The sequence below is a fragment of the Pseudomonas sp. UTLPPB19802 genome (assembly GCF_059730225.1).
The window spans coordinates 6083705-6107596 of record NZ_AP048545.1 but is presented as its reverse complement, the minus strand read 5'-3'; the positions used below and the strand labels follow the sequence as shown (position 1 = coordinate 6107596).

The window sequence follows — 23892 nt, the reverse complement described above, 5'->3', positions numbered from 1 at the left end:
CCTGGCTCAGTGGAACAAAGTGAACAGGCCTTTGCCGCCCACCTTGTAGTTCAGGCCACGGCAGCGTTCACCCTTGATCGCCGCATCCGGGCCACCGACGATGGCGTAGGCGGGGATCGGCTTGGACACCACGCACTGGCCGCCGACCACCGCGCCCTCGCCGATATCGGCGCCGAAGGACAGCAGCGCACGGCTGGCGATCCAGGCGTAGTCGCGGATATACACCGGCCCGCCGACCGCCCAGAATTCCGGCGCCTGGACATCATGCCCACCGGCGATGATCAGCACATGGGAGGCGATGGTCACGTGGTCGCCGATGATCAGCCCGCCGCGGGCGTCCAGTTGGCAGTGCCAGCCGACCGTGCTGTCGTTGCCGATGCGCAGGCTGTCGACGCCCAGTACCTCGGTGTTGCGCCAGACCGTCGAGCCCTTGCCGATCTTCGCCCCACCGATGCGCAGCCAGAGCAGGCGCAGGGTGTGGCTGGGGATCTTGCAGATGAGGATGTTGTAGGCCAGCTCCCACCAGCGCAGCAGGCGGTCGCGCAGGGTTGGCCAGTTGATGCCGTAGAGCGGGATCAGCGCGCCCTTGATTTCACGCCCGAGCAGGGCATAGAAGCGCCGGGCCAGCGGGTTCTCGATACGGGGCTCGATGTTCAGGTAGCTGATGAAACACAGCACGTTGCCCTTGAGCGGTTGCTCGAAGCAGACATCGTTTTCCAGCATCCACTGGTAGGCGGCCTGCAACTCCTCAAGGTTGACGGCCATTTTCTGCGCGTATTCGGGCAGGGCCTCTCGCAGGTTCAACGAGTGGAACATACGGTGTTTCATGGGTGGACTCCAGAAAGGCTCGAGGCCTTGGGCTTGAGGCGTCGGGCTTCATGCAGGTTCAGGCCCAGCAGCAGCCAGAACAAGGCGATCAGTACCTGGGTGAAGCTGAAATAGTGGTCGAAGATACCGCTGAGCAGCGCGGCCATCAGGCCGGCCGTGCTGCCTAGCCAGAGCGCGTTGTCCGCGTTCAGGCGGATGGTCTCCTGGTTGGGGCGGGTTTCCCGCCACCAGCTCCAGATCACCGTGACGAACAGCAGCATGCCGGGAATGCCGAGCTTGTAGATGAAGTTCAGCCACAGGTTGGAAATCCCCCAGAGACCGGTACCGGGTACCGGTGGTTCGGTCTTGAAGCCGATGCCGAAGGGGAACATGGCCATGGCCTGCGGGAAGTGCGCGTACTCGTCGAAGCGCACGCTGGTACTGGCGTCGTTGGTGGAAAAGATGGTCAGCAGGCGGTCCTGCAGTGGCGGGTAGAACATCAGCAGCAAGGCGCCGAAGGCCGCGCCGCCCATCAGCAGCCGACCGGTGTAGGGCACGCGCTTGCGGGCCAGCCAGACCAGTACCACGATCAGGCTCAGCAGCGCGCCACGCGAGCCGGTCAGCAGCAGGGCGATCGCTCCAAGGCCGGCGACGGCAAGGCCGAGCATCCGTGGCCAGCCCTGGCGCGTCAGGCCGAAGCAGAAGGCCACGGGCATCAGCAGGGCCATGGCGCCGCCGGTGACGTTGGGGTGCATCCACGGCGAGCCCATGCGGTTGGACAGCGCGCTGAGGCTGTCGCCCAGCACCTCGATACCGCCATAGCCGAGGCGGGCGAGGATGGGGGTCATGCTGGTGGCGGTGCCGTTCTTGAGAAACACCGGAATCGACAGCAGCAACATCAGCAGGGTCCCGAGCAGCAGCCCGATGACTGCCTGTTCACGGGACCGTGGGGTGTCCAGCAGGCGAGGTACGAGGAACAGCACCGATAGATTGAGCAGCCAGCGGATCCAGTTCACCGGACCGTTGCCCTCGGCATTCACCGTCAATTGGCCGATGATGAAGGGGAAGGCACTGAACAGCATCAGGGCCACCAGCAGGCGCTCGGTACGCAGCAGGGGTGGTTTTTCCGGCAGGTTGTTGAATACGCCTTGCACCAGCACGCTGCCCCAGACCAGCAGGATCAGCGCTTCGGATACTGTCGTGCGGATGCCGACCTGTACCGTCGAATAGGGCAGGAAGGTGGCGAACACGGTGAACAGCAACAGGCCCCACAGCGGGTGGCGGATGATCGTCACCACTCCGGCGATACCGACCAGCAGCACCAGCACCTTGAATGCCGGCAACACCCAGATCAGCACGCCGAAGACCAGGCTGAAAAACAGTGCGATGGGCATCGCGATCGGCATTATTGCAGTTCCCCGAGCAATTGATTGAAGCGCTCCCGGTACGCCGCCGTGGCGTAGTTCGCAGCCCAGGCGCGCAAGGTGGCGGGGTCTTCGGCCGGGGTTTCGGCGAGGTTGAGCATCAGCGTGGTCAGCGCCGGGCTGTCGGTCGGCGAGAAGCGCGGGCTGTCCGGCGGGGTGATTTCATCCAGTGACGAACCGCTGGCGACTGCCACCGGTGTGCCGACGCTCAGCGCCTCGATCACCGGCAGGCCGAAGCCTTCGGCATAGGACGGTTGCCACAGACGCTGTGCCTGTTGGTAGACCGCGTGCAGTTGGGCATCGCTGATGCCGCTGAGGTAGTGCAACCCCGGCAGATGCCGCAGTGGCGACGGCAGGTGCTCGGGAGCGCCGATCAACACCAGCTCGGGCACCTTGTCCGACTGCTGGCGGGCAGCCTGCCAGGCGCTGGCGAACCAGGGGATGTTCTTGCGTGGTTCACGGGTGCCGACCGCCAGCCAGTAGCGCTCCGGCAACTGCAGGTCGCCGATGTCGGCCGGTTCGCCGCTGAAACCATCGACCAGGTTGGGCAGCACCCTGATCTTGTCGCGAGCCTGGGGGAACAGCTTGACCACTTCATCGGCAGTGTACTGCGACGGCGTCCAGATCCGGTCGGCAACCTTCACCGAGTGGCCGATCGACAGCCGGTCGGTGGCGCGATAGACCCTTTCCTTGATTCGCGAACCGTGGCTGTTCTGCAGCGTCAGTTGGAACAGGTCGTGCAGTTGCAGCACATAACGCATGCCGACCGGCTTGCGGCCCAGGGGCAGGCCCATGTTGAAGTTGCAGATATAGATCTCCACCCCGGCTTCGCGCAGCGCACCGGGCAGGAAGCCGGCCTCGAACTTCAGGCGCAGCGGCAGGCGGTGAATGCCTTGCAGCGGCGCCTCCCAGCGTGGGCAATGAACACGGCGGCGCAGTGGGTGATCGTACGGCGCCACGCCGAACAGTTGCAGTCGCACCTCGGGGTTGGCCCGCAGGGCCTCTTCCAGTGCCAGGTTCTGCCGGCCGATACCGGTTTGGGCGTAGCCCGCCGTCGGGCGGTAATCCAGTCCTATGCGCATACGGACACTTCTTCTTTTTTGAGCTGTGGGAGTCGGGTGTAGACCGCTTCGAGCTGTGCGGCAGCCACGGACCAGTCGTGCTCGGCCTTGACATAGGCCCGGCCGGCGTCGGCGATCTGCTGCAGGCGCTCGGGCCGGGCCAGGGCATCGGCGAGTATCCGGGCCAGGGCGTGCGGGTCTTCGCTGCCGAGATAGTGGTGGCCATTCTCGACCTTCAGGCCGGAACTGCCCTGGTCGGTGGTGACCACCGGCAGCCCGGCGGCCATGGCCTCCAGCACCTTGAGTTTGGAACCGCCGCCCTGGCGCAGTGGCGCGAAGAACACCGAGGAACGGCTTTGCAGGGTGCGCAGGTCGGGCACGAAGCCCTGCCACTCGATGCGTGGATCGCTCCAGCGCTCGCGCCAGGCATCCGGCAGGCCGTAGCCGGCAATGGCAAACCGTACATCTGGATTGAGTTTCCAGAGTTCCGGGAGGATCTCCTCCAGTGCCCATTCCACCGCATCCAGGTTCGGACTGTATTCGTAGTTGCCGATGAACAGCAGGCGCTGGGCCCGCAGGTCAGGCGTGACGCCGGCGTAATGGCCGGTGTCGACGCCGTTGACCACCACCGCCACCGGCTTGCCGGTCTGCTGGTGCAAGACGTCGGCATCCTCGCGCGTTACCGCGACCAGCTCGGTGGCCTGGCGGAACACCCGGGTTTCCCAGCGCCGGTAGCGCCACTGGTCATACAGCGTGAAGGGTTTCAGCCAGCCCGGCAGTCGGTCGTAGCTGGCGGCGCCGAGGGCCGACTCGACGTTGTGTTCGGTGAGGATGAAGTCACGCCCGGCCTCGGCCAGCGGCTGTTCGAACGGCTGGAAACTGTAGCTGTGCTCGATCTGGATCACATCCCAGTGTTCTTCCAGCAGTTCGCGGAATTGCTGTTGCAACTGCGGCGCCGAGCCATTGACCGCGGCGAGCATCGGGTAGGGTGCCAGCAGTGCGGTGGACAGCGTGCGTAGGCTGCGCAGTGGGCGGCGCGGCACCACGATCAGCCGTTCCAGGTGCGGCAGCAGGCTCTGGCGCGTGGCTTCGTCGAGGGCCGTCTTGGATTGCACCAGCAGGGTGATCCGATGGCCCCGCGCGGCGAGGCTGCGCAGCAGGTGAAATTGCCGGGTCTTGCCGCCGCTGGTGGTGGGCCAGGGCAGGTAGGGTAGGGTCCAGAGAATTTTCATGGCGACCACACCAACAGTTGCAGGCTGGTTTTCAGCGGTACGGTAACGGCCTGGGCGTCGCTCAGGTCGGTACGGCTGCCCGCCAGGGGATCGAATAGGGCGGCCTTGGTCACGCCGGGCAATTGCAGGCTTTTGCCGCTGGCGCTCCAGAACATCCAGACGCGGGCTCCGTCGTTGCGTGTCCAGGTCACGCTGTACAGGTCATCGGGTGCGTTGCGCAGGCTGGGGGTATCGGCCGGTTGCAGTTTCGGGCCGGTCACGTCGAGGAAGTTCTTCAGCGCGGTGTAGACCGGCTTCGGCTCGCCGCCGACGTCCACCAGGCCGTAGAACTGGTCGCGCGGGGTGGCCCGGGCGTCGAAGTCGCTGAGGTTGAACAGGAATATCCGCTGGTAGTCCATGGCGCTCATCAGGGCCAGGCGGCGCAGGGTATAGTCCTGCTGGCCGGAGGTGCCGATCAGTGCCTGCATTTCCTTGGGCCCCGCGTAGCTCGACCAGCCCCATTCAGTGGCCCATACCTGGGAGACGCCGGCGTTGTGCAGGGACTTGTTGATGCTGTTGGCCTTGCTGAGGAAGTCCTTTGCCGTGGCGCTGTCGCCTTCGGGCAATTCGGAATAGGGGTGGTAGGCGGCGATGATGTCCTGGCTGGCCAATCCCTGAGTCACCAGGCTGTCGATCATCAGCCCCGGAGTGCTGTGCATCTGGCTGTAGTAGGCGAGGCCGGCGGTGGCCACCGGCTTGCCGGGCACTTTCGCGCGAATCGCCTTGGCGGTGGTGGTCAGCAGCCGGTAGTAGGCGGTCGGATCCTCTTTGGGCAGCCAGATGATGTTCGGTTCGTTCCACACCTGCCAGGTGTTCACTTGCGGATAGCGTTCGGCCAGGGTCGCCATGCGGTTGGCGAACAGGTCGAAATCCTTGGGCGGGTACTGGTCGGTGCCGGTGGCGCCTTCCGGTGCACTGCTGGCGAACGCTGGCGAACCCACCAGGTAGGCGATGATGTTGTAGTGATGGTTCTGCATCTGCTTCATCGCCCCGTCCAGGGCATCAAGCTCATAGGCGCCCGGCTGCGGTTCGATGATGGGCCAGTGGATGGTCAGGCGCACCCAGTTCAGGCCCAGCGCGTCGAGCTGGCTCATCTGTTTCTGGTAGATGTCCGGATCGAAATACTGGAACTGCACGTTGACCCCGAGAAAGTCCTTCCACTCGATCGCCCGCGGTGCCTTGAGCAGCACCTGGGTCGAGGACTGGGCGCCGGTGTCACGCCACTGCAAAGCACTGAAGACGCCGGCCAGGATGACCAGCAAGGGTACCCAGAGAAGCGGTTTACGCCACATTTTCATGTCCTCGGCACGCTTGTTCGAATACTTGCAGGAAACGGCTGGCAGTCTGGCTCCAGATGCGCTGTTCGCCGATCACGCTGGCGTGTTCGGCCCAGCGGATCGCCAGCTCGGGGGTGGCGCACAGGTGGCTGATCTCGGCAGCCAGGGCGCTGACGTTGCCCTGGGGGAAGATCACCCCGTTGCCCTGGGCGACTTCCTCGGCGAACGAGCGGGCGTCGGAGGTAATCGCCCCGCGCCCGCAGGCGGCGGCCCAGGACAAGGCGCCGCTGGTGCCGCGCAATTGTCCCAGCAGCTTGAGTTTGCTCGACTCGCGGTAGGGCAGCACCATCACGTGATGGGCCTGGATCACCTTGGGGATGTCGGCGGCCGGCAAGTCGAGTTGCCAGTCGATGCTGTCCTGCAGGCCGAGCCGCTGGATGTGCTGGCGCAGTTGGTCGAGGTAGCTACCGGAGGGGCCGAAGGCCATCTCCGGTTCGCTGCCACCGGCCAGGGTCAGGCGCAGCTTGCTGCGCAGGCCGGGTTGTTGGGTGAAGGTCATTGCCAGGGCATCGACCAGGTCCTCGATGCCCTTGCCACGATAGATGAAGCCGAAATACAGCAGTTTCAGCGGCTCCAGCGGCGGCAATGGTGCGGGTGGGATCGCCAGGTTGCCGTGGGGAATCACCGCCATCTGTTCGCTGCGCAGGCCCATGCGCTGGCGCAGGCAGCGGCTGCCCGATTGCGTGAGGGTGATCAGCCGGGTCAGGCTGCGGGCCAGTTGTCGCTCCTCACGCAGGCACAGCGGATCGGCCAGCACCGTGGCCACTTGCGGCAGCGGCGAGGGCAGCTTGCTGGCCAGCGACAATGGCCAGGGCAGGCGTTCGCGGCGCCAGACCAGGCGCTCCGGGTCGTGAATGGTGGCGGTCAGCGGCAGCGTGGTGAAGCGCGCACGCAAGGCTTTCAGGGCGTGGAATTCGGCGAGGCGACCGCCGCCGATCTCCGCATGCACCAGGTCGATGCCGTGCCAGTCGTGTTCGGCTACCGCGCGGACCGCTCGCTGCGGGTCGTTGCCCAGGCCGGCCAGCGGCGTGCTGACCTGCACGCCCTGGCTTTCCAGGGCGGTCTTCAGGTGGCCGGCGTAGTCGGCGATGCCATTCTGTTCCGGCGGCATGGGCGCGAGCAGGGCGATGTGCATCAGGCGTGACTCCGGAACCGGGCCAGGGTGTTGAGGACCCGCTCCGGAATCTCGAAGCGCCGACGATTGAGAATAATGCCGTCGACGCGCTTGAAGGCGGTGTTGAGGGTCGTCAGGGCATTTTCCAGGATCGGCACGGTGGTGGTTTCGGCCTCGATGATCAGGGTGATCAGATCGGCCTGGCGCAGGATCACGAAAGCCTCCTGGTTGGAGAAGAAGGCGCCGGCGTTGAGCAGCAGGATTTCCCCCGGCTGCGCCGGCTCAGGGCCGTCGACGCGGACATTGTGGCCGCGTTGGCGCAGCAGTTCGCTCAGGTGCTCGATGACGAAGCTGACCCCCTCGCCGTGGCGGGCCGAGGTCAGGCCGATGGTCAGGCCGTGTTCGGCAACCCGCTCCAGCGGCAGCACCCCGTAGAGCCGGTACATGCTGGCGGTGAAGGCGGTACGGCGCTGGGGCTGGCCGTCGCTGATGTCCTGCAGGCTGGTCCAGACCTTGACCCCGAAGCGCGACTCGATCTTGTCGCCGTCGTGGATGCGTTGGTCAAGCAGGTAGAAGAAGTACAAGGCCAGCAGGCCGACTGCCAGGCTCAGTGGGATCGCCAGCAGGATCATGCTCAGGCTCTTGGGGAAGATCCGGCCTTCGTTGAGGGTGGCTTGCTCGATGATCGCGATGTTGCTGATCTGGCTCTTGTCCAGCTCGCGGTCGATACGCGCTTTCTCGGTGCTGTCACTGTACAGCGCGAAGCTTTTCTCGGCGGCCTCGAGTTCACGTTGCAGGCGCGACATTTCCGGTTCGATGGCCAGGGCCTGGCGGCGATCCTGCTCCAACTGGTCCAGTTGGGTCTTCTGTTGCGCGGCCTGGGTCTGCAGGCGGCTGAGGCTGGCCTGCTGGTCGGCGAAGCTGTTCTGCAGGCGGGTATAGACCGGGTTCGGCGCCAGGTTGTCGGAGCGCTGGACCACTGCATTTTGCGAGTGGAGCAACTTCTCCAGGTTGGCGATGGCGGTGTCCATGGCCTTCACCGGTGGCGCGCCCTCCTTGAAGGTGCGCAGCATTTCCTGACGCTCGATCTGCTTGGAGTTGATCCGTTGTTGCAGGTCCTGGCGGTCGGGGTTGATGCTCATCTGCCGGCCGATGCTGATTTCTTTCTTCATGCTGTTGAGCTGCGCCTGGATCCGTTCCAGGCCGCTGCGGGTCGAGGCCACGGCGCGGGTGGTGTTCAGGTGTTCGCCGCGCAGGTTGTTGAGGTTGCGCGAGATATCGTTCAGACGCTCGCCGATGCTCACCGCCCCCAGCTCGTTGAGATGGGCCTCGATTTTTTTCTTGTAGTCGAGGATCCGCGCCTGGGTCGCCTTGCTTTCGCTCTCATAGAACGTGTAGAGGCTCTTGCGGCCCAGGCTACGGGTGCGCTCCTGCTCGTATTGTTCGATCCAGCTCTGGACGATGGTCTGGGCGACCGCCGGGTTGTTCCAGGTGAAGCTGATCTCCATGACCGAGGAGCCGGCGGCGTGGGTCACGTTGAAGTTCTTCAGCAGTTGGTCGGCGAGGCGCTCTACCGGGGTCTGTTTCTCCACCAGGCCCAGCAGTTGCAGGAGGCCGCGACCGGCATCGACCAAGGCTTGCAGCGTACTCTTGACCAGGGTCTTGAGTGTGCCGATGAAGCCTTCCTGCGGCGGTACCCTGGACAGTTCGTTGAGGTACTGCTCGGCGACCAGGCGGGCGATCGGACGGCCGCTGAGCATGCGTTCCTCATCGAGAATCGGATCGCGCTGGGCACTGGGGATAATCGTCGCCTGGCGATCGGAGATCTCGATCGGCAGGGTGCTGGTGTCGCGTCCCGGCTTGACCAGCAGCAGGGCCGTGGACTCATAGCGGTTGGGCAGCAGGAAGGCGCCCAGCAGGACGATGATGAGGGTCACCAGAACGGCGATTTTCACTTCGCGTTTGAAGATGAAGAACAGGCGCAACAAATCGCGGAAGGAGCGGATATTGATCATGTCTGTTGTCCTTAACGATCAGTTGCTGTTTTCACGCAAGTTGTAGTTCACGCCGATACCAATCGATTTCTGGAACGGAATCAGTTGGTTCAGGTACAGATCGACCCACTCGATGCCATTGCCCACGTGAGACTTGGGCACGAACACCACGTCGCCACGTTGCAGCAGCACCGGCGGCCGGTTGCTGACACCGGCGAGCATGGTGTCGCGGTAGTCGAAGAAATAGGTCTTGTAGCGGCCGTCGTCTTCCTGGCGCAGCAACGCGACGTTGCGACTGTCGCCCACCGGTAACAGGCCGCCGGCACCGATCAGGGCCTGCTCGAGGGTGGTGGTGACGGTGACCGGCAGGTTGGCCGGGTTGCGCACCGAACCACCGACGAACACGGTGTTGCCCGGTGCGGTGTTGATGTTCACGGTCAGGGCCGAATCCTGGTAGATGTTCTTCAGCTTGTCCTGCAGCAGCAGGGTCAGTTCCTGCGGGGTCAGGCCCGCGGCCTTGACGTTGCCGATATAGGGATAGGCGAAGCTGCCATCGTTCATCACGGTGAATAGCGTCAGCTCATAGATGGAGTTGGCGGTGAACGCTGAGATCGACGGTGCCTCGCCGGTGTTGCGCACGATACGCAAGGTATCGCCGGCGCGGATCCGCTGTGCTGGCAGGGGCTTGCCGGCCAATGCCTCGCCAGCCCTGTGACCTTCTTGCAGCACGTTTTTCTGCGGCAGCACCACCTTGGCCGGGATGCTGCAAGCGCTGAGTAGGAGAACACTGAAGATCAGCAAGGGGGTTTTCATCGGTCGGTCTTCCTGTGGTGCATGTCTACAGCTCCCTGACGGGCTCGGTGATGCTGGATGGTTGGGTGTTCAGGACTTGCCGGCTTCGACGGGAACCCTTCCGTAGATGTCGGTAAACCGCACGATATCGTCCTCGCCCAGGTATTCGCCGCTCTGCACCTCGATCATCACCAGGTCGATCACTCCGGGATTGACCAGGCGGTGGGTCTTGCCCGGTTTGATGAAGGTCGATTCGTTGGTGTCGAGCAGGAATTCGTTGTCGCCGTTGGTGACCCGGGCCATGCCGCTGACGACGATCCAGTGTTCGCTGCGGTGGTGGTGCATCTGCAGGGACAGCGAGGCGTCGGGCTTGACCACGATGCGCTTGATCTTGAAGCGCTTGCCCTCTTCGAGCACGGTGTAGGTGCCCCATGGGCGGGTCACCGTGCGGTGCAGGCGGTAGGCTTCATGGCCCTGGCGCTTGAGTTCCTGGGCGATGAATTTCACATCCTGGCTGCGGTTGCTGTCGGCGACCAGCAGGGCGTCCGGGGTGTCGATGATGATCAGGTCCTTGAGCCCGACCCCGCCGACCAGGCGCTTGGGCGAGTCGATGTAGCAGTTGTTCACGTCGTACAGGACGGTCTCGCCATTGCACTGGTTGCCGTGGGCGTCGGCAGGGGTCAGTTCGCGCACCGCCTGCCAGGAGCCGATGTCGCTCCAGCCGAGCTGGCACGGTACCACCGCGACCTTCTGCGAGCGTTCCATCAGGGCATAGTCGATGGAAATATCCGGGGCCTGGCCGAGAGTCTTGCCGTCGAGCTCCAGTTGCAGTTCCTGGCTGCCCTCGCGGCTGTGGCTATGGGCCAGGCATTCGCTCATGGCCGCCAGCACATCCGGGGCATGTTCTTGCAGCTCGCGCAGCAGCACGTCGGCGCGCATGCAGAACATGCCGGCGTTCCACAGGTGCAAGCCGCCGTCGACATAGCGTTGGGCGGTGGCCGCATCGGGCTTCTCGACGAAGCGGGCGACCTGGAAGCTGCCATCCTCCAGGGTCTGGCCTTTTTCGATGTAGCCGAAGCCGGTTTCGGCCTTGGTCGGGACCAGGCCGAAGGTTACCAGCCAGCCCTGGTCGGCCAGTTTGCGTGCGTTTTGCACCGCCTGGGCGAACGCGTCGAGGTCCTTGATCAGGTGGTCCGCCGGCAATACCAGCAACTGCGCATCCTCGCCATACAGCCGCGAAACGTGCAGTGCCGCGGCGGCGATGGCCGGCGCAGTATTGCGGCCGAAAGGTTCAAGGATGAAGTCCAGTGCGGCCCCGCCCTTGTTCAGCAGGCGGTAGTCATCCAGGGTGCGGAAGAACACTTCGCGGTTGGTCACCGTCAGCAGGCGCTGCACGTCGGGCAGTCCGGTGGCGCGGCGGAAGGTCTTCTGCAACAGGCTTTCACCGTCGGGCAGGCGCATGAAGGGCTTGGGCATGGCTTCGCGGGACACTGGCCAGAGCCGGGTGCCGGAACCGCCGGCAATGATGCAGGGAATGAGTTGGCTCATGTCAGAAGGCCTCGCGAGTCAGGAGTACTGCCGGGACAGTGCGGAAGAGGATGTAGAGATCGAACCAGATCGACCAGTTCTCGATGTACTCCAGATCGAACTCCACGCGTTTTTCAATTTTTTCCAGGGTGTCGGTTTCACCGCGATAACCGTTGATCTGCGCCAGCCCGGTGATCCCCGGCTTGACCCGGTGACGCGAGGTGTATTCCTTCACGGCTTCCTCGAACAGGATACCGGCGGCCTTGGTCGCGGTGGCATGGGGGCGGGGGCCGACCATGGACATGCTGCCGGCGAAGACATTGAACAGCTGGGGCAACTCGTCGAGGCTGGTCTTGCGGATGAAACGCCCGACCCGGGTGATCCGCGGGTCGCCGCGGGTGGTCTGTTTCTCGGCGTTGGCGTCGGCCTGGTGCTGGTGCATCGAACGGAACTTGAAGACTTCTATCAACCGGTTGTTGTAGCCGTAGCGTTTCTGCCGGAACAGCACCGGCCCCGGCGAGTCGAGCTTGATGGCCAATGCCACCAGCAACATGATCGGCGACAGCAGGATCAGTGCAATGGTCGACAGGACCATGTCCTCGAGTCGCTTGAACATCGGCGACCAGCCGCGCAAGGGCATCTCGGAGGCGTTGAACATCGGCAGGTTGGCGACTTCGGTGATGCGGTTGTGGGCGTGCCGGAAAGCGATCATGTCCGGCACCAGCAGCACGTTGACCGGCAGCCGGCGCAGCTCGCGAATGATGAAGTCCATGCGGTTTTCCGCCGACCATGGCAGGGCGACGAGGACCTGGGTGACCTTCTCCTCGCGGATCAGCCGTTCCAGGTCATCGGAGTTGCCCAGCAACGGCAGGTTGACCATGGTTTTCGGCAAGCGGGCGATACGGTCATCGATGAAACCGATCACGCCGGAGCGGATGTCCTGGTGCTGGGACAGGTAGTCGGCCAGGCGTTGGCCGTTTTCGGTGGCGCCAAGAATCACCGCGTTCTGCAGGAAGATCCCACGCTGCATCAGCTGCTGGAACAGCGCCAGCAGGATCAGCCGTTCGACGCCGAACAGCGTCAGGCTGGCGATGAACCAGACCAGCAGCTGGGTGTTGTCCAGGTAGCTGAAAAGTTGCAGCCCATGGTGCATGAACAGCAGCAGGCAGAAGGCCGAGGACCAGGCGAAGAGGGTGATCTGGAAACGCAGCAGGTTGCTGAAGATCGCCTCGGCGTAGACGCCCAGCGCCTGGAAAATCAGCACGCAGATGACGCCGAAGAATACCAGGATGGTCAGGTAGCTCTCGGTGATATCCGGGGTTTGCTCGCGCAGGTAAACCAGCAACAGCAGACCAGGCAGGATGGCGGTCAGTCCGTGGACCAGGCGGATGCCGAACAGAAAGTACTCGACCATGCTCGGCCGGGTGAGAAACAGACTGTCGACTGGTTGCAAGCGCATTAAGACCCCCTTCCTTTTCTACCACCGCGAAATGGCAACGACGAAGCACTTCGGTAGGTAATTCCTTTGGCAACGCTTCAGGGTTTCCAGTGCTGCCCCTATCCCTGGTAGCTGACTTTCCTGTTGGATACGACTTCTGCCTGGCTGTCGTTTCTGCAAGGACAAGTCTTACTCTTCTAGTGGTTTTCAACGACGCGTTTGTACATTTTTTCCTCCTGTGTACAGGGCATAGGCTTGAGTAAAGCTCATGAAACCGTTCGTCGCTAATGGAATGACGCCATGTAGTCAAAAAAAATCGCCGAGGTCTTCGATTTATTGCGCAAGCCCGGTATAGAGCCTGCGCAGGCTCGGTAGCGAAATAAATTCGTGGAGTGGCAAGTCATTTTCAATGGGTTGCTGTCCACATTTTTCAGGCCGTCGACACAGGAGAAAACGCCGATGAGCGAGCGCAAGGCATTGCTGATTCTGCATGGCAAGCAGGCTCTCAACGAGGAAGTCAGGGCAGCGGTCGAGGACAGGCGCCGCGAAGGCTGGGAGCTGGCCGTGCGGCTGACCTGGGAGGCCGGTGATGCCCAGCGCCTGGTGGAGGAGGCGTTGCAGATGGGCTACCGGCAACTGATCGCCGGCGGTGGGGACGGCACCCTGCGTGATATCGCCGAGGCGCTGGCCGGGGCTGGAGGCCAGGCCAGCCTGGTGCTGATGCCGCTGGGGACCGCCAATGATTTTGCCCGTGCCGCTGGCGTACCGCTGGAGCCCGCCGGGGCCTTGCAACTGCTGGACGTACCGGCTCGGCCGATAGACCTCGGCGCAGTCGGCGGGCAGGTGTTCCTGAACATGGCAACCGGCGGTTTCGGCAGCCAGGTGACGGCCAATACGTCCGAGGATCTGAAGAAAGTGCTGGGTGGCGCGGCGTACCTGTTCACCGGGCTTTCACGCTTCGGCGAATTGCATGCGGCCTATGGCGAGTTGCAGGGGCCTGGCTTTCATTGGCAGGGCGACTTGCTGGCATTGGGCATCGGCAACGGTCGCCAGGCTGGCGGCGGGCACTTGCTGTGTCCGCAGGCGCTGGTCGATGACGGACTGCTCGACATCAGTATCCTGCCGGCTCCCCAGGAGGTGGTCGGCACCTTGCGGCAACTGATGAGCGACGGTTGGGGGCTGGACAACCTGTTTGTCCGGGCGCGTCTGCCTTGGGTCGAGATCAAGGTCGCCGAGGGCCTGTACCTGAATCTCGACGGCGAGCCCCTGCAGAGCGACAGTCTGCGTTTCGAAGCCCGCCCCGGTGCGCTACGCGTGCACTTGCCGGAGGATTCGCCGCTGCTCAGTCGTCCAGACTGATGATGCGCTCGCGCACGGCGAACAGCACCAGTCCGGCCACGTCGAAAATCTGCAGGCGCTTCATGATCTGGGCGCGGTGAGTCTCCACGGTCTTGATGCTCAAACCCAGGCCAGTGGCAATTTCCCGGGTGGATTTGCCGCGTACGATCAACCTGAGGATCTCCAGTTGGCGTCCGGTCAGGTTGTGGGTCTGGGCTTGCGTCGGCGACTGACGCTGGGCCTGGGTCAGCGCCTGGTTGATCACCGTATGGGCGATCGCCGGGCTGAGGTAGCGCTCGTTGTTGCGCAGGGCCTCCAGCGCCTGGGCGAGTTCGGTGGCGGTGGTGTCCTTGAGCAGGTAGCCATGCGCGCCGATTTCCAGGGCCTGCATGATCAGTTGCGGGTCGGTGTGCATCGACAGGATCAACACCTTGCTCTGAGGGCGCACCACCTGCAGTTGGCGCAGGGCATCCAGCCCGCCGGTATCGCGCATCGACAGGTCGAGCAGGATGATATCCGGATTCAGGCGCTCGACGGCTTCGAGCAGCTGTGCGCCATCGCTGGCTTCGCCAATCACGGCGTAGCCTGGAATCTCCAGCACCAGGGCGCGAACACCGGCCCGGATCAGTGAGTGGTCATCCACAAGAAGTAAGTTGCAGGTCATAGAACCTTATTCGTGCTGGCTCGTTCGAGGGCGCGGGGGGCCCAGGGAAGAAGGGCTTCGATTTGCGTACCTTTGCCGGGGCCGCTGGTGACTGTCAATCTGCCACCCAACTGCTCGGCGCGCTCGGCCATGCCGGCCATGCCGCGTTGACCCTGTTCTGCAGGATTGGCTGCCGGTGAAAACCCCTGGCCGTCATCGGCGATATGCAACGACAGGCCTTCCGGCAGGCGCTTGAGGCGTACCAGCAGGTTGCTGGCCCTGGCATGGCGCAGCACATTGGTGACCGCTTCCTGGGTCAGGCGAAAGGCGGTCACGGCCATTTCCTCGGACAATCCGGCCAATTGCTGATGGCACTCCAGGCTCCAGTGCAGTGGGGTGTTGCCAAGGGTCTTGAGCAGGTGCGCGCGCAAGCTGGCTTCCAGCCCTAGGCTGGTCAACTGGCGCGGATTGAGAATGGCCGAGACATCGCGGACCTTGGCCAGCGTTTCGTCCAGGGTATTGTTGAGTTCTGCGCAATGGTTGCGCAGGTCCTGTGGCAGGCGCCCCTGCAGCCACTGGGTCTGCAGCTTGGCCGCCGTCAGCAGTTGACCGATGTCGTCATGCAGTTCGCGGCTCAGGCGATGACGTTCGTTTTCCTGTACTTGCAACAGGCGATCGGCCAATTCCTGGGGTTGGAAATTGATCGAGGTCCTGGCGTCGCGGTACTGCAGCCAGATGCCCGCCAGCGCGGCCAGGTTCAGCAACAGCAATCCAAGCGACAGATTCGAACCCTTCAGGTAGAGCGACAGGCTGATGATGGCCGAAGCGATGCATAGCAGGACGGTCAGCCGGCGGGCTTTCTTTCGCGAGGGGAGCCAAGGCTTTATTGACTTGAGGCTGGCGTACATAGCGTGTGGAGCCAATGAGTGTCCGGTACGGAAGAGTCCGACCGTAACCGCTGACAGGACTCTGTTTGAAAAACGGTTACGGTGCAATGTTCTTATACAGCTTGATATAGCGTGTATGGCTAAGTGCTAGTATCTTTTGGGTCATTCCATGAATGACATGGAAATCATTTTGCCATCAAGTACATAAGCAGACGGCCAGCATAGTAGCACTTCGTTTAAGGTTGGTCGTCCCTATTGATATATGTCCGAATGGTCAGTTTTTTGCATGCGGGTTCCAGAAGTTGTTCTTTGCGCACTAAGGAGGCAAACAGCGAAAGTTGCTCGTTAGTTGTCTTGTCGGGGTTGACGGAGAGGGGCGCTGCGCATTTAACGAAGGCGGATGGCAAATGCCGATGCCCGGGCACCGCCGTTCAAGCGGAATGTCCGGGGAAACTGATCAGTCTGAAGCCTTTGGGTTCGGCAGGCAGGGTCGTCGAGCGGTCGGTCTGTGCCGCCAGGGCGGCAACCAGTTCGGCCTGCTCGCTGTCGTCGAGACTTAGCTGGCCGGTGTGGGGGTCGATCAATTCCAGCTGCCAGGCCAGTAGCGTCAGGCAGTCCTGCAGTGCTTGCAGGGCCGTGTCATGCAAGTTGAGCTGCTCGGGTGAATGGCTCAGGACATCATGAATGTGCCGGGAAAAATCAGCCATGCAACGCAGGCCGAGCACATCGGCGCGCGAGCCGTGCTTGTGCAGGGCGGCAATCAGGCAGTCGATGGCATCCCTGTCGTTGCGAATCAGCGCCAGGTGTTGGCAGCACTCGCGCATCTTCGCTTGCAGGGTCTCTGCTTCCACCAGGAATTCCGGCAGGTTGATCTGCCGCTCTTTACCGTTCAGCATGCTTTATCTCCATGAAACATCGGCAGGCGATAGAAGGTCGCGCTTGGCGAACGGCGGTAAATTAATGTCGGCTGACAGCGAGTGTCTGTAGTCTGTTTCCGATTGTTTCGATCTGCGCTGATCACACAGGAAAGCCAGGCAGCCGCCAGCGACGTTTGAAAACGCAACTCGCGACGATTGCAGAAATCGCTCAAAATGGCTGGTCCAGAGCGCTTTGTTCAGAGCTGCGAAGCGCCTTTCCTGGATTTTTGGCCACTGTCCCGCGATTGAAAGCAAAAGCCTGACTCCATTCATGTAATGAGAATGGCGTCACATTAATGGCTATTGGATATTGCGAATATCAGGTTGGGCCTGATTGTTACTAGGGGATTCCCCTATGCCGGGGAACAAAAGACAGATCCGATGGTCGCCTCGCGCGAGGTGCGTCGAGCCAGGACAGTGCGCTCAGTAAAGCATGATGTTAATGTGATATCAACTGTTTGACGTGGCATTTCCCATGGGGGTCAAGGTCTGGCGAGTCCTGCCGATAGCTCTCTCAATGAAGTTCTTTGTATCAACGCCCCAGGAGTGATTGATGGCCAGCATTCTCGACACGGTAGACCAACGCACGCAATTGGTGGGAGAGAATCGTCTGGAGATTCTCATGTTCCGCCTGGCGGGTCGCCAGCTGTTCGCAATCAACGTGTTCAAGGTGCAGGAAGTCCTGCAACTGCCCAAGCTGACGCTGATGCCCCAGCGCCATCCGTTTGTCTGCGGGGTGGTCAATCTGCGCGGCCAGACCTTGCCGGTGATCGACCTGTCCCAGGCGATCGGCATGCGCCCCCTGGTGCCCGGTCCTGACAGCACGATCATCGTTACCGAGTACAACCGCTCGGTGCAGGCGTTCCTGGTGGGTGGTGTGGACCGCATCGTCAACATGAACTGGGAAGCAATCATGCCGCCGCCGAGCAGTGCCGGGCGCCAGCATTATCTGACCGCCATCAGCAAGGTCGACGACCAGTTGGTGGAAATCATCGACGTGGAGAAGGTCCTCGCCGAAATCGTCCCGTACAACGCCAAGGTTTCCCGGGAAAAACTCGACGACCCGATCATGGAGCATGCCCGCGGACGCGAAGTGCTGCTGGTCGACGACTCCAAGGTGGCCCTGTCGCAGTTGCGCGACACCCTCGGCCAGTTGGGGGTGAAACTGCACATCGCCAGCGATGGCCTGCGGGCGCTGAACATGCTCAAGACCTGGGCCGACTCCGGCGCGGTGATGACCGAGAAGTTGCTGATGGTGTTCACCGATGCGGAGATGCCGGAGATGGACGGTTACCGCCTGACGACCGAGATCCGCAACGATCCGCGTCTGCGTGGCCTCTATGTAGTGTTGCACACCTCGTTGTCCGGCAGCTTCAACGAAGCGATGGTGAAGAAGGTCGGTTGCGACAACTTCCTCTCCAAGTTCCAGCCGGACAAGCTGGTGGACGTGGTTCGCCAGCGCCTGCTGCTGGATCAGCCGGGCGCCTGACCTGGCGTCGCGGGGGCAGGTGCAACGCCTGCCCTCGGTTGTAGCGGTCATTGCGTTGTCTTTGACTGCATCGGCGGCTCGTATATCGTGGCGTTTTCTCCCCGGAGCCGGTTCCCATGTTGCGTCTGAGCGCGCTGTATCGTTATCCACTCAAGTCGGCAAGAGGCGAAGGCCTGTCGCACGTTGTGCTCGACCAACTGGGCCTGGCGGGTGATCGACGCTGGATGGTGGTGGACGAAACCAGCGGACGTTTCCTGACCCAGCGTGCCGTGGCCGGCATGAGCCAGTTATCGGCCTTGTGGAATGACGCTGGTGGTCTGACCTTGAGCGGCCCAGGGCGTTCGCCGCTGGAGGTGGCTGTGCCTGGCGCCGACGAGTCGTTGCGTGGCGTAACCATCTGGAGCGATACCCTGCGCGTGCCTGATGCGGGTGATGAGGCCGCTGCCTGGTTGAGCGACTTCATCGGCAAGCCGGTGCGCCTGGTGCACGTGCCGCGCGAGCGGGCGCGGATCACTGAGGCCGGTTATGGCAATGATGATGACCGGGTGGCTTTCGCCGATGGTTTTCCACTGCTGCTGATCGGCCAGGCGTCGCTGGAGGATCTGTCCCGTCGCGTGGGACGTCCTCTGGAGATGCTGCGCTTTCGGCCGAACCTGGTCATTGAGGGCAGTGAGGCGTTTGCCGAGGACCAGTGGAAACGAATTCGAATTGGTGAAATCGAGTTTCGGCTGGTCAAGCCCTGTTCGCGGTGCATTCTCACGACCATCGATCCGCAGACCGGGCAACGGAGTGCCGACCGCGAGCCCTTGACCACGCTCAAGACCTATCGGGAGCAGGATGGCAATGTGCTGTTCGGGCAGAACCTGGTCAATGATGCGGTAGGGCGGTTGGAGGTTGGGATGCCGGTAACCATTCTGGAGTGACGGGCGGCTTTGGGTTTTGCGGATGTCCTGCTGGCCCATTCGCGGGCAAGCCCTGCTCCTGCAGAGTCATGTCGTACGCCGATCTTGTGCACGACACTCCCTTGTAGGAGCAAGGCTTGCCCGCGAATAGGCCTGCAAGTCCCGCTCACAATCCAGGGGTCACTGGTCGTCGAAAAAGCGCTCGTTCCAGTTCACCAGCGGCTGCGGTGCGTTGAGCTTCTGGCCGTAGATCACCGCATACGACAGGACGTTCTGCACGTACTGGCGGGTCTCGTCGAATGGAATGCTCTCCACCCAGACATCGAAACTCAGGTGGTTCGCACCCCTGAGCCATTGCCGTACCCGACCGGGGCCGGCGTTGTAGGCCGCAGTGGCCAGTACGCGGTTGCCATTGAACTGGCCATGCACCTGGCTCAGGTAGGCAGCGCCCAGTTGGACGTTCTTGTCCGGGTCCAGCACCTGCTGCGGCGAGGCCAGCGGGATGCTGAACTTGCGCGCGGTTTCCTTGGCGGTGCCCGGCATCAGCTGCATCAGGCCGGTGGCACCGGCGTTGGAGCGCGCATCATCCATGAACGCGCTTTCCTGGCGGGTAATCGCAAACGCCCAGCTCGGATGGATGCCGCGCAGCTTGGCTTCGCGCACCAGCGTGTCACGGTGAGCCATGGGGAAGCGGATATCCAGGTCATCCCAGTACTGCGCCTGGCTGATGGTGCGGATTGCCGGGAAGTACCACTTCAGGTCGTAGGCCAGCCTGGCCTGGGCGACCATTTCGTCACGGCTGAGGTGGCGGCTGGCGTGGTACCACTCGCGACGGCCATCGACCACCTGGCCACGGTCGTGCAGTTCCAGGGCACGACGTACGCCCGGCGTGTTGCGGACCTTGTTGATCAACTGCTGGCTGAGTACCAGCGGACGGTTGGTGAGCTGGTAGGCGGTCTGGGAGCGATCGGCGGCGAGGAAACCATAGAAGTCGCGCTCGCGGGCAACGGCCTTCAGCAGTACCTGCGCCTGGGGGTTCTGCGGTTGAGCCAGTTCGAGGCTACGGGCCTGCCAGTAGCGCCAGCGGTTGGTGCTGGCCAGGTCTTGGGGCAGACGGCGGGTCAGTTGATAAGCCTCTTCCCAGCGACCGAGACGCAGCAGCAGGCGCAGGCGCCATTCGGTAACGGTGTTGTCGCGCAGCTCCGGATCGTACTGGGTCATGATTTCCAGGGCGCGACCATCGTAGCGGCGGGCCAGGGTCAGGCCGATTTCGCGGGCGATGGAAACCTTCTCGTCACGGGAGAAGTGCATGCTGGTGGCATAACCGTCGAGCAGGGCCATCGCCTTGTCCGGGTCCTGGCGTGCCAGGCGCCGCAGGCCCAGGCCGACCACGTCGGACATGGCCTCGTCCGCCGGTACGAAACGCGCAGGCTGGCCTAGCATGTCGGGTTTCTGCGCCACGTCGATCATCAGTCGACCCTGCGCGCCGAGGGTACTCAGGCCCTTGACCAAGGCACTGGCCAGGCCGTAGTTGCGCGCCTCGGTGGCAAGCTTGACGCGCTGCCAGCGCTTTTGTTCGGTCAACTGGCCTTGCGCGGCCCAGCTGTCGAACAGGGCGTCACAGGCGCTGGGCTGGGTCTTGCCGGTCAGCCAGAGTTTTTCCGCAGTGGCGTAGCCTTCGGCGCGCAGGTTATGGCTGAGCTGGTACTGGCCGTTGAGGCAGTCCAGTTCGGTGAAGTTGAGTTTTGGGTCATAGTACTTGACGAAGGGTGCCCAGTCGCCGCGTTCGGCCAACCAGCGCAACCAGCGCAGCTTCATCCAGTTGGCCTGGGGCAGGTCGCCGTGCTCGGCCAGGAATTGCTCGATCTCGGCGTTGCTGGCGGTCTTCAAGCGGGCGGTCAGCTCGTCGTAGGCCAGGTAGGGTTCCAGCGGGTAACTCTGCAGGGCACTGCGGTTCTGGAAGTAGGGACCCGAATCGCCCTTGGCCAGGGCACGCTTGGCGTCATCGTAGAGTTGACGTTGCTGGGCGAGATCGACGGCCTGTGCAGCTTGAACGGCGCAGGTGGAAAGAAGCAGACACGATAAAAAGTTGAAAAGACGGCTGCGCATGAGACTTCCGGGCAAAAAAACAGACAAGCGCAGGCTACGGGGCCAGCACTGATTGTCGGGTAGCTTAGCCTTTTGCCGGCGGCGGGCGAAAGTTTTGCCGGCCCTGCGTACGCAACTTGATACCAAATGTCATCCGGCAGGCGACGACGCTCTACCGTTGGAGAAAATCGCGGCGGCCTCGCCGCTCAACATCGGGTAGAATGCGCGCCCGGTTTTTGGAGAAGCTCATGACCCTGCTCAAATTCAGCGATGTGTCCCTTGCATTCGGCGCCATGCCGTTGTTGGACAAGGTGTCCTGGCAGATCGCCCGTGGTGAGCGGGTGTGCATCATCGGTCGCAACGGCACAGGCAAGTCCAGCATGTTGAAGCTGGTCAAGGGCGATCAGAAGCCCGACGACGGCTCCGTCTGGCGTGCGCCCGCGCTCAAGATCGGCGAATTGCCGCAGGAACTGCCGGTGGCCGATGGGCGTACGGTGTTCGACGTGGTGGCCCAGGGCCTGGACGGTGTCGGCGAACTGCTCGCGCAATATCATCACCTGAGCCAGAACATCGTTACCGATGCCGACCTGGACAAGCTGATGCGCGTCCAGCATGACCTCGAGGCCCGCGATGGCTGGCGCTTGCAGACCCTGGTGGACAGCACCCTGAGCCGCCTGCAGTTGCCGGCCGACAAGACCCTGGCCGAACTCTCCGGTGGCTGGCGTCGCCGCGTGCTGCTGGCCCAGGCCCTGGTGGCCGAGCCGGACCTGCTGCTGCTCGACGAACCGACCAACCACCTGGATATCGGCGCGATCGCCTGGCTGGAAGAAGCCCTCAAGGACTTCCAGGGCGCGGTATTGTTCATCACCCACGACCGTTCTTTCCTGCAGAACCTGGCCACGCGCATCCTCGAACTGGACCGCGGCGGACTGATCGACTGGAACGGCGACTACGCCAGCTTCCTGGTGCACAAGGAAGCCGCACTGGCTGCCGAGGAAACCGCCAACGCGCTGTTCGACAAGCGCCTGGCCCAGGAAGAGGTGTGGATTCGCCAGGGCATCAAGGCCCGGCGTACCCGTAACGAAGGCCGCGTCCGTGCGCTGAAGGCCCTGCGCGTCGAGCGTAGCGAACGGCGCGAGCGTACCGGCAAGGCGAACATCCAGCTCGATACCGCCGAGAAGTCCGGCAAGCAGGTGATGGTCCTGGAGGATGTCAGCTTCGCTCATCCGGGTGGTCCGTTCCTGGTCAAGGATTTCTCGATGGTCCTGCAGCGCGGTGACCGCATCGGCCTGCTCGGTGCCAACGGTACCGGCAAGACCACCCTGCTGAAACTGATGCTTGGTGGCCTGGTACCGACCAGCGGCAAGGTCGAGGAGGGCACCCGCATCGAGGTCGCCTATTTCGACCAGTTGCGCCATCAGCTCGATCTGGAAAAGACCGTGGTCGACAACGTCGCCGAGGGTCGTGATTTCATCGAGATCGATGGTCAGAGCCGCCACGTGCTCAGCTACCTCGGCGATTTCCTGTTCAGCCCGCAGCGGGCGCGGACGCCGGTGAAGGCGCTGTCCGGTGGCGAGCGCGCGCGGTTGCTGCTGGCCAAGCTGTTCAGCAAGCCGGCAAACCTGCTGGTACTCGACGAACCGACCAACGACCTCGATGTGGAAACCCTCGAGCTGTTGGAAGAAGTCCTGTTGACCTTCCAGGGCACCGTGCTGATGGTCAGTCACGACCGGGCATTCCTCGACAACGTGGTAACCAGCACCCTGGTGTTCGAAGGCGGGGGCAAGGTTCGCGAATACGTTGGTGGTTACCAGGACTGGCTGCGCCAGGGCGGTTCGCCACGATTGCTCGGTGTGACCGAGAGCAAGTCGGGCAAGGCCGAGCTCGAGTCGGCGATTGTCAGCGCGCCACCTGTGCAAGCGGCGCCTGTGGCTGAAGCGCCCGCGGCAAAGAAAAAGCTCAGCTACAAGCTGCAGCGCGAGCTGGAAGCCTTGCCGGGCGAGATCGATGCCAAGGAGCAGCAGATCGCCGCGGTGCAGGCCGAAATGGCCGATTCGGGGTTCTATCAGCGACCGGTGGCTGAGACGACTGCGGTACTGGCCAGTTTGGAAACGCTGCAGGCCGAGCTGGATGCGATGGTCGAGCGCTGGGCCGAGCTGGACGCCTGATTGTTCCTGCGGCAATAAAAAGCCCGGCTTCATTCTGTGAAGCCGGGCTTTTTGCAGGATGGCTGGTGGTCGTAGGAGCAAGGCTTGCCCGCGAAGCTTTTGGCGGCCTTGAGGGCTCATTCGCGAGCACGCCCTGTTCCTGCGCAGGTTCCGTATCTGTCAGCTCTTGCTTTGCAGGCGCACGGCGAGGACGTCGCACGGAGCACCGTGCAGCACGTCGTTGGCCGTGGAGCCGAGCAGCAGGGCCAGGCCGTGGCGCCCGTGGCTGCCGACCACTACCAGGTCACAGCCCTGTTCCTTGGCCAGGTGATGGATTTCCTGGCGAGGCTGGCCGTAGGTCAGGTGGCAGGCGTCTTTCGACAGTTCCGGGTACTTGTTGATCAGTCGTTCCAGGCGCTCCTTGGCCTGGTCGAACTGTTGTTGCTGCAGTTGGGACAGGTCCATCGGCACATCGCCGCCAAAGGCCATGGCCATCGGTTCGACGATGTGTACCAGTGAAAGTCTGGCATTGTTGCTGACCGACAGTTCGCGGGCGCGGTGGATGACCGGGTCGCATTCTTCCGTCAGATCGACGGCAACCAGAACGTGGTTGTAGGGCATGGAGGCACCTCCTGAGGATCGCAATTGTTGTAAGTATGGCTCGTTTCAAGCTGATTGGTTCTGCACGGCTCCAATCGCTCATGAATAATCTTCGG

Annotated in this window: 19 protein-coding genes; 4 read left to right on the top strand and 15 right to left on the bottom strand. The window is 62.8% G+C overall.

The window, feature by feature from the left end; all coding sequences use genetic code 11:
* Window positions 1–6 precede the first annotated feature (6 nt).
* The 10 genes from AC6I6U_RS26410 to AC6I6U_RS26365 all read right to left on the bottom strand — a co-directional run bounded on the left by AC6I6U_RS26410 (window position 7) and on the right by AC6I6U_RS26365 (window position 12786).
* Entirely contained in the window at window positions 7–828 is an 822-nt protein-coding gene (locus tag AC6I6U_RS26410; RefSeq protein ID WP_497878930.1) for an acyltransferase, read from the bottom strand.
* Window positions 825–2213 carry an O-antigen ligase family protein gene (locus AC6I6U_RS26405; RefSeq protein ID WP_497878929.1) on the bottom strand — a complete coding sequence of 463 codons (1389 nt, stop codon included), beginning with the start codon at window positions 2211–2213 and terminating at the stop codon, window positions 825–827. The genes AC6I6U_RS26410 and AC6I6U_RS26405 overlap by 4 nt, the downstream gene beginning before the upstream one ends.
* On the bottom strand, window positions 2213–3313 hold the full coding sequence (locus tag AC6I6U_RS26400) for a glycosyltransferase family 4 protein (protein WP_497878928.1): 1101 nt from the start codon (window positions 3311–3313) through the stop codon (window positions 2213–2215). The genes AC6I6U_RS26405 and AC6I6U_RS26400 overlap by 1 nt, the downstream gene beginning before the upstream one ends.
* On the bottom strand, window positions 3304–4524 hold the full coding sequence (locus tag AC6I6U_RS26395) for a glycosyltransferase family 4 protein (RefSeq protein WP_497878927.1): 1221 nt from the start codon (window positions 4522–4524) through the stop codon (window positions 3304–3306). The genes AC6I6U_RS26400 and AC6I6U_RS26395 overlap by 10 nt, the downstream gene beginning before the upstream one ends.
* Window positions 4521–5855: a cellulase family glycosylhydrolase gene (locus AC6I6U_RS26390; RefSeq protein WP_497878926.1), complete on the bottom strand. Its 1335-nt coding sequence runs from the start codon at window positions 5853–5855 to the stop codon at window positions 4521–4523. Before AC6I6U_RS26390 ends, AC6I6U_RS26395 begins: the two co-directional genes overlap by 4 nt.
* Complete coding sequence (locus AC6I6U_RS26385; RefSeq protein WP_497878925.1) at window positions 5845–7035, bottom strand: glycosyltransferase; 1191 nt, start codon at window positions 7033–7035, stop codon at window positions 5845–5847. The genes AC6I6U_RS26390 and AC6I6U_RS26385 overlap by 11 nt, the downstream gene beginning before the upstream one ends.
* The gene (locus AC6I6U_RS26380; protein WP_497878924.1) at window positions 7035–9029 is read right to left on the bottom strand and encodes a GumC family protein; all 1995 of its coding nucleotides are present in this window, start codon (window positions 9027–9029) and stop codon (window positions 7035–7037) included. The genes AC6I6U_RS26385 and AC6I6U_RS26380 overlap by 1 nt, the downstream gene beginning before the upstream one ends.
* Before the next feature lie 18 nt (window positions 9030–9047).
* Window positions 9048–9821 carry a polysaccharide biosynthesis/export family protein gene (locus tag AC6I6U_RS26375; RefSeq protein ID WP_497878923.1) on the bottom strand — a complete coding sequence of 258 codons (774 nt, stop codon included), beginning with the start codon at window positions 9819–9821 and terminating at the stop codon, window positions 9048–9050.
* 69 nt (window positions 9822–9890) lie between these two features.
* Window positions 9891–11348 (bottom strand): mannose-1-phosphate guanylyltransferase/mannose-6-phosphate isomerase, encoded by a 1458-nt coding sequence (locus AC6I6U_RS26370; RefSeq protein WP_497878922.1) that lies wholly within the window; start codon window positions 11346–11348, stop codon window positions 9891–9893.
* Between the two features lies 1 nt (window position 11349).
* Window positions 11350–12786, bottom strand: coding sequence for an undecaprenyl-phosphate glucose phosphotransferase (locus AC6I6U_RS26365; protein ID WP_497878921.1), 1437 nt, complete (start codon window positions 12784–12786; stop codon window positions 11350–11352).
* Window positions 12787–13224: 438 nt separating this feature from the next.
* Here AC6I6U_RS26365 and yegS point away from each other — a divergent pair, with 438 nt between their 5' ends.
* Window positions 13225–14124 (top strand): lipid kinase YegS, encoded by a 900-nt coding sequence (gene yegS / locus AC6I6U_RS26360; protein ID WP_497878920.1) that lies wholly within the window; start codon window positions 13225–13227, stop codon window positions 14122–14124.
* Here the strand turns inward: yegS and AC6I6U_RS26355 are convergent.
* From AC6I6U_RS26355 to AC6I6U_RS26345, 3 genes are all read right to left on the bottom strand, one after another.
* Complete coding sequence (locus AC6I6U_RS26355) at window positions 14108–14767, bottom strand: response regulator (protein WP_497878919.1); 660 nt, start codon at window positions 14765–14767, stop codon at window positions 14108–14110. The two genes, yegS and AC6I6U_RS26355, sit on opposite strands and share 17 nt — an antisense overlap.
* Window positions 14764–15654: a sensor histidine kinase gene (locus AC6I6U_RS26350; RefSeq protein ID WP_497883108.1), complete on the bottom strand. Its 891-nt coding sequence runs from the start codon at window positions 15652–15654 to the stop codon at window positions 14764–14766. Before AC6I6U_RS26350 ends, AC6I6U_RS26355 begins: the two co-directional genes overlap by 4 nt.
* Before the next feature lie 410 nt (window positions 15655–16064).
* Window positions 16065–16529 carry a hypothetical protein gene (locus AC6I6U_RS26345; protein WP_497878918.1) on the bottom strand — a complete coding sequence of 155 codons (465 nt, stop codon included), beginning with the start codon at window positions 16527–16529 and terminating at the stop codon, window positions 16065–16067.
* 574 nt (window positions 16530–17103) lie between these two features.
* On the opposite strand from AC6I6U_RS26345, the gene AC6I6U_RS26340 reads away from it, so the two are divergent.
* Entirely contained in the window at window positions 17104–18039 is a 936-nt protein-coding gene (locus AC6I6U_RS26340; protein WP_497878917.1) for a chemotaxis protein CheV, read from the top strand.
* Window positions 18040–18155: 116 nt separating this feature from the next.
* On the top strand, window positions 18156–18962 hold the full coding sequence (locus AC6I6U_RS26335; RefSeq protein WP_497878916.1) for an MOSC domain-containing protein: 807 nt from the start codon (window positions 18156–18158) through the stop codon (window positions 18960–18962).
* Between the two features lie 159 nt (window positions 18963–19121).
* Here AC6I6U_RS26335 and AC6I6U_RS26330 read toward each other — a convergent pair whose 3' ends face one another.
* Window positions 19122–21050, bottom strand: coding sequence for a transglycosylase SLT domain-containing protein (locus AC6I6U_RS26330; protein ID WP_497878915.1), 1929 nt, complete (start codon window positions 21048–21050; stop codon window positions 19122–19124).
* 227 nt (window positions 21051–21277) lie between these two features.
* Here AC6I6U_RS26330 and AC6I6U_RS26325 point away from each other — a divergent pair, with 227 nt between their 5' ends.
* On the top strand, window positions 21278–23197 hold the full coding sequence (locus tag AC6I6U_RS26325; protein WP_497878914.1) for an ATP-binding cassette domain-containing protein: 1920 nt from the start codon (window positions 21278–21280) through the stop codon (window positions 23195–23197).
* A gap of 159 nt (window positions 23198–23356) precedes the next feature.
* Here the strand turns inward: AC6I6U_RS26325 and AC6I6U_RS26320 are convergent, their stop codons facing one another.
* Window positions 23357–23797 carry a universal stress protein gene (locus AC6I6U_RS26320; RefSeq protein WP_497878913.1) on the bottom strand — a complete coding sequence of 147 codons (441 nt, stop codon included), beginning with the start codon at window positions 23795–23797 and terminating at the stop codon, window positions 23357–23359.
* Between the last annotated feature and the right edge of the window lie 95 nt (window positions 23798–23892).

Excerpts from the sequence above, each read along its gene's own strand:
- AC6I6U_RS26410 (WP_497878930.1), bottom strand. The coding sequence starts at position 828 with ATGAAACACCGTATGTTCCACTCGTTGAACCTGCGAGAGGCCCTGCCC.
- AC6I6U_RS26405 (WP_497878929.1), bottom strand. The coding sequence starts at position 2,213 with ATGCCGATCGCGATGCCCATCGCACTGTTTTTCAGCCTGGTCTTCGGC.
- AC6I6U_RS26400 (WP_497878928.1), bottom strand. The coding sequence starts at position 3,313 with ATGCGCATAGGACTGGATTACCGCCCGACGGCGGGCTACGCCCAAACC.
- AC6I6U_RS26395 (WP_497878927.1), bottom strand. The coding sequence starts at position 4,524 with ATGAAAATTCTCTGGACCCTACCCTACCTGCCCTGGCCCACCACCAGC.
- AC6I6U_RS26390 (WP_497878926.1), bottom strand. The coding sequence starts at position 5,855 with ATGTGGCGTAAACCGCTTCTCTGGGTACCCTTGCTGGTCATCCTGGCC.
- AC6I6U_RS26385 (WP_497878925.1), bottom strand. The coding sequence starts at position 7,035 with ATGCACATCGCCCTGCTCGCGCCCATGCCGCCGGAACAGAATGGCATC.
- AC6I6U_RS26380 (WP_497878924.1), bottom strand. The coding sequence starts at position 9,029 with ATGATCAATATCCGCTCCTTCCGCGATTTGTTGCGCCTGTTCTTCATC.
- AC6I6U_RS26375 (WP_497878923.1), bottom strand. The coding sequence starts at position 9,821 with ATGAAAACCCCCTTGCTGATCTTCAGTGTTCTCCTACTCAGCGCTTGC.
- AC6I6U_RS26370 (WP_497878922.1), bottom strand. The coding sequence starts at position 11,348 with ATGAGCCAACTCATTCCCTGCATCATTGCCGGCGGTTCCGGCACCCGG.
- AC6I6U_RS26365 (WP_497878921.1), bottom strand. The coding sequence starts at position 12,786 with ATGCGCTTGCAACCAGTCGACAGTCTGTTTCTCACCCGGCCGAGCATG.
- yegS (WP_497878920.1), top strand. The coding sequence starts at position 13,225 with ATGAGCGAGCGCAAGGCATTGCTGATTCTGCATGGCAAGCAGGCTCTC.
- AC6I6U_RS26355 (WP_497878919.1), bottom strand. The coding sequence starts at position 14,767 with ATGACCTGCAACTTACTTCTTGTGGATGACCACTCACTGATCCGGGCC.
- AC6I6U_RS26350 (WP_497883108.1), bottom strand. The coding sequence starts at position 15,654 with ATGTACGCCAGCCTCAAGTCAATAAAGCCTTGGCTCCCCTCGCGAAAG.
- AC6I6U_RS26345 (WP_497878918.1), bottom strand. The coding sequence starts at position 16,529 with ATGCTGAACGGTAAAGAGCGGCAGATCAACCTGCCGGAATTCCTGGTG.
- AC6I6U_RS26340 (WP_497878917.1), top strand. The coding sequence starts at position 17,104 with ATGGCCAGCATTCTCGACACGGTAGACCAACGCACGCAATTGGTGGGA.
- AC6I6U_RS26335 (WP_497878916.1), top strand. The coding sequence starts at position 18,156 with ATGTTGCGTCTGAGCGCGCTGTATCGTTATCCACTCAAGTCGGCAAGA.
- AC6I6U_RS26330 (WP_497878915.1), bottom strand. The coding sequence starts at position 21,050 with ATGCGCAGCCGTCTTTTCAACTTTTTATCGTGTCTGCTTCTTTCCACC.
- AC6I6U_RS26325 (WP_497878914.1), top strand. The coding sequence starts at position 21,278 with ATGACCCTGCTCAAATTCAGCGATGTGTCCCTTGCATTCGGCGCCATG.
- AC6I6U_RS26320 (WP_497878913.1), bottom strand. The coding sequence starts at position 23,797 with ATGCCCTACAACCACGTTCTGGTTGCCGTCGATCTGACGGAAGAATGC.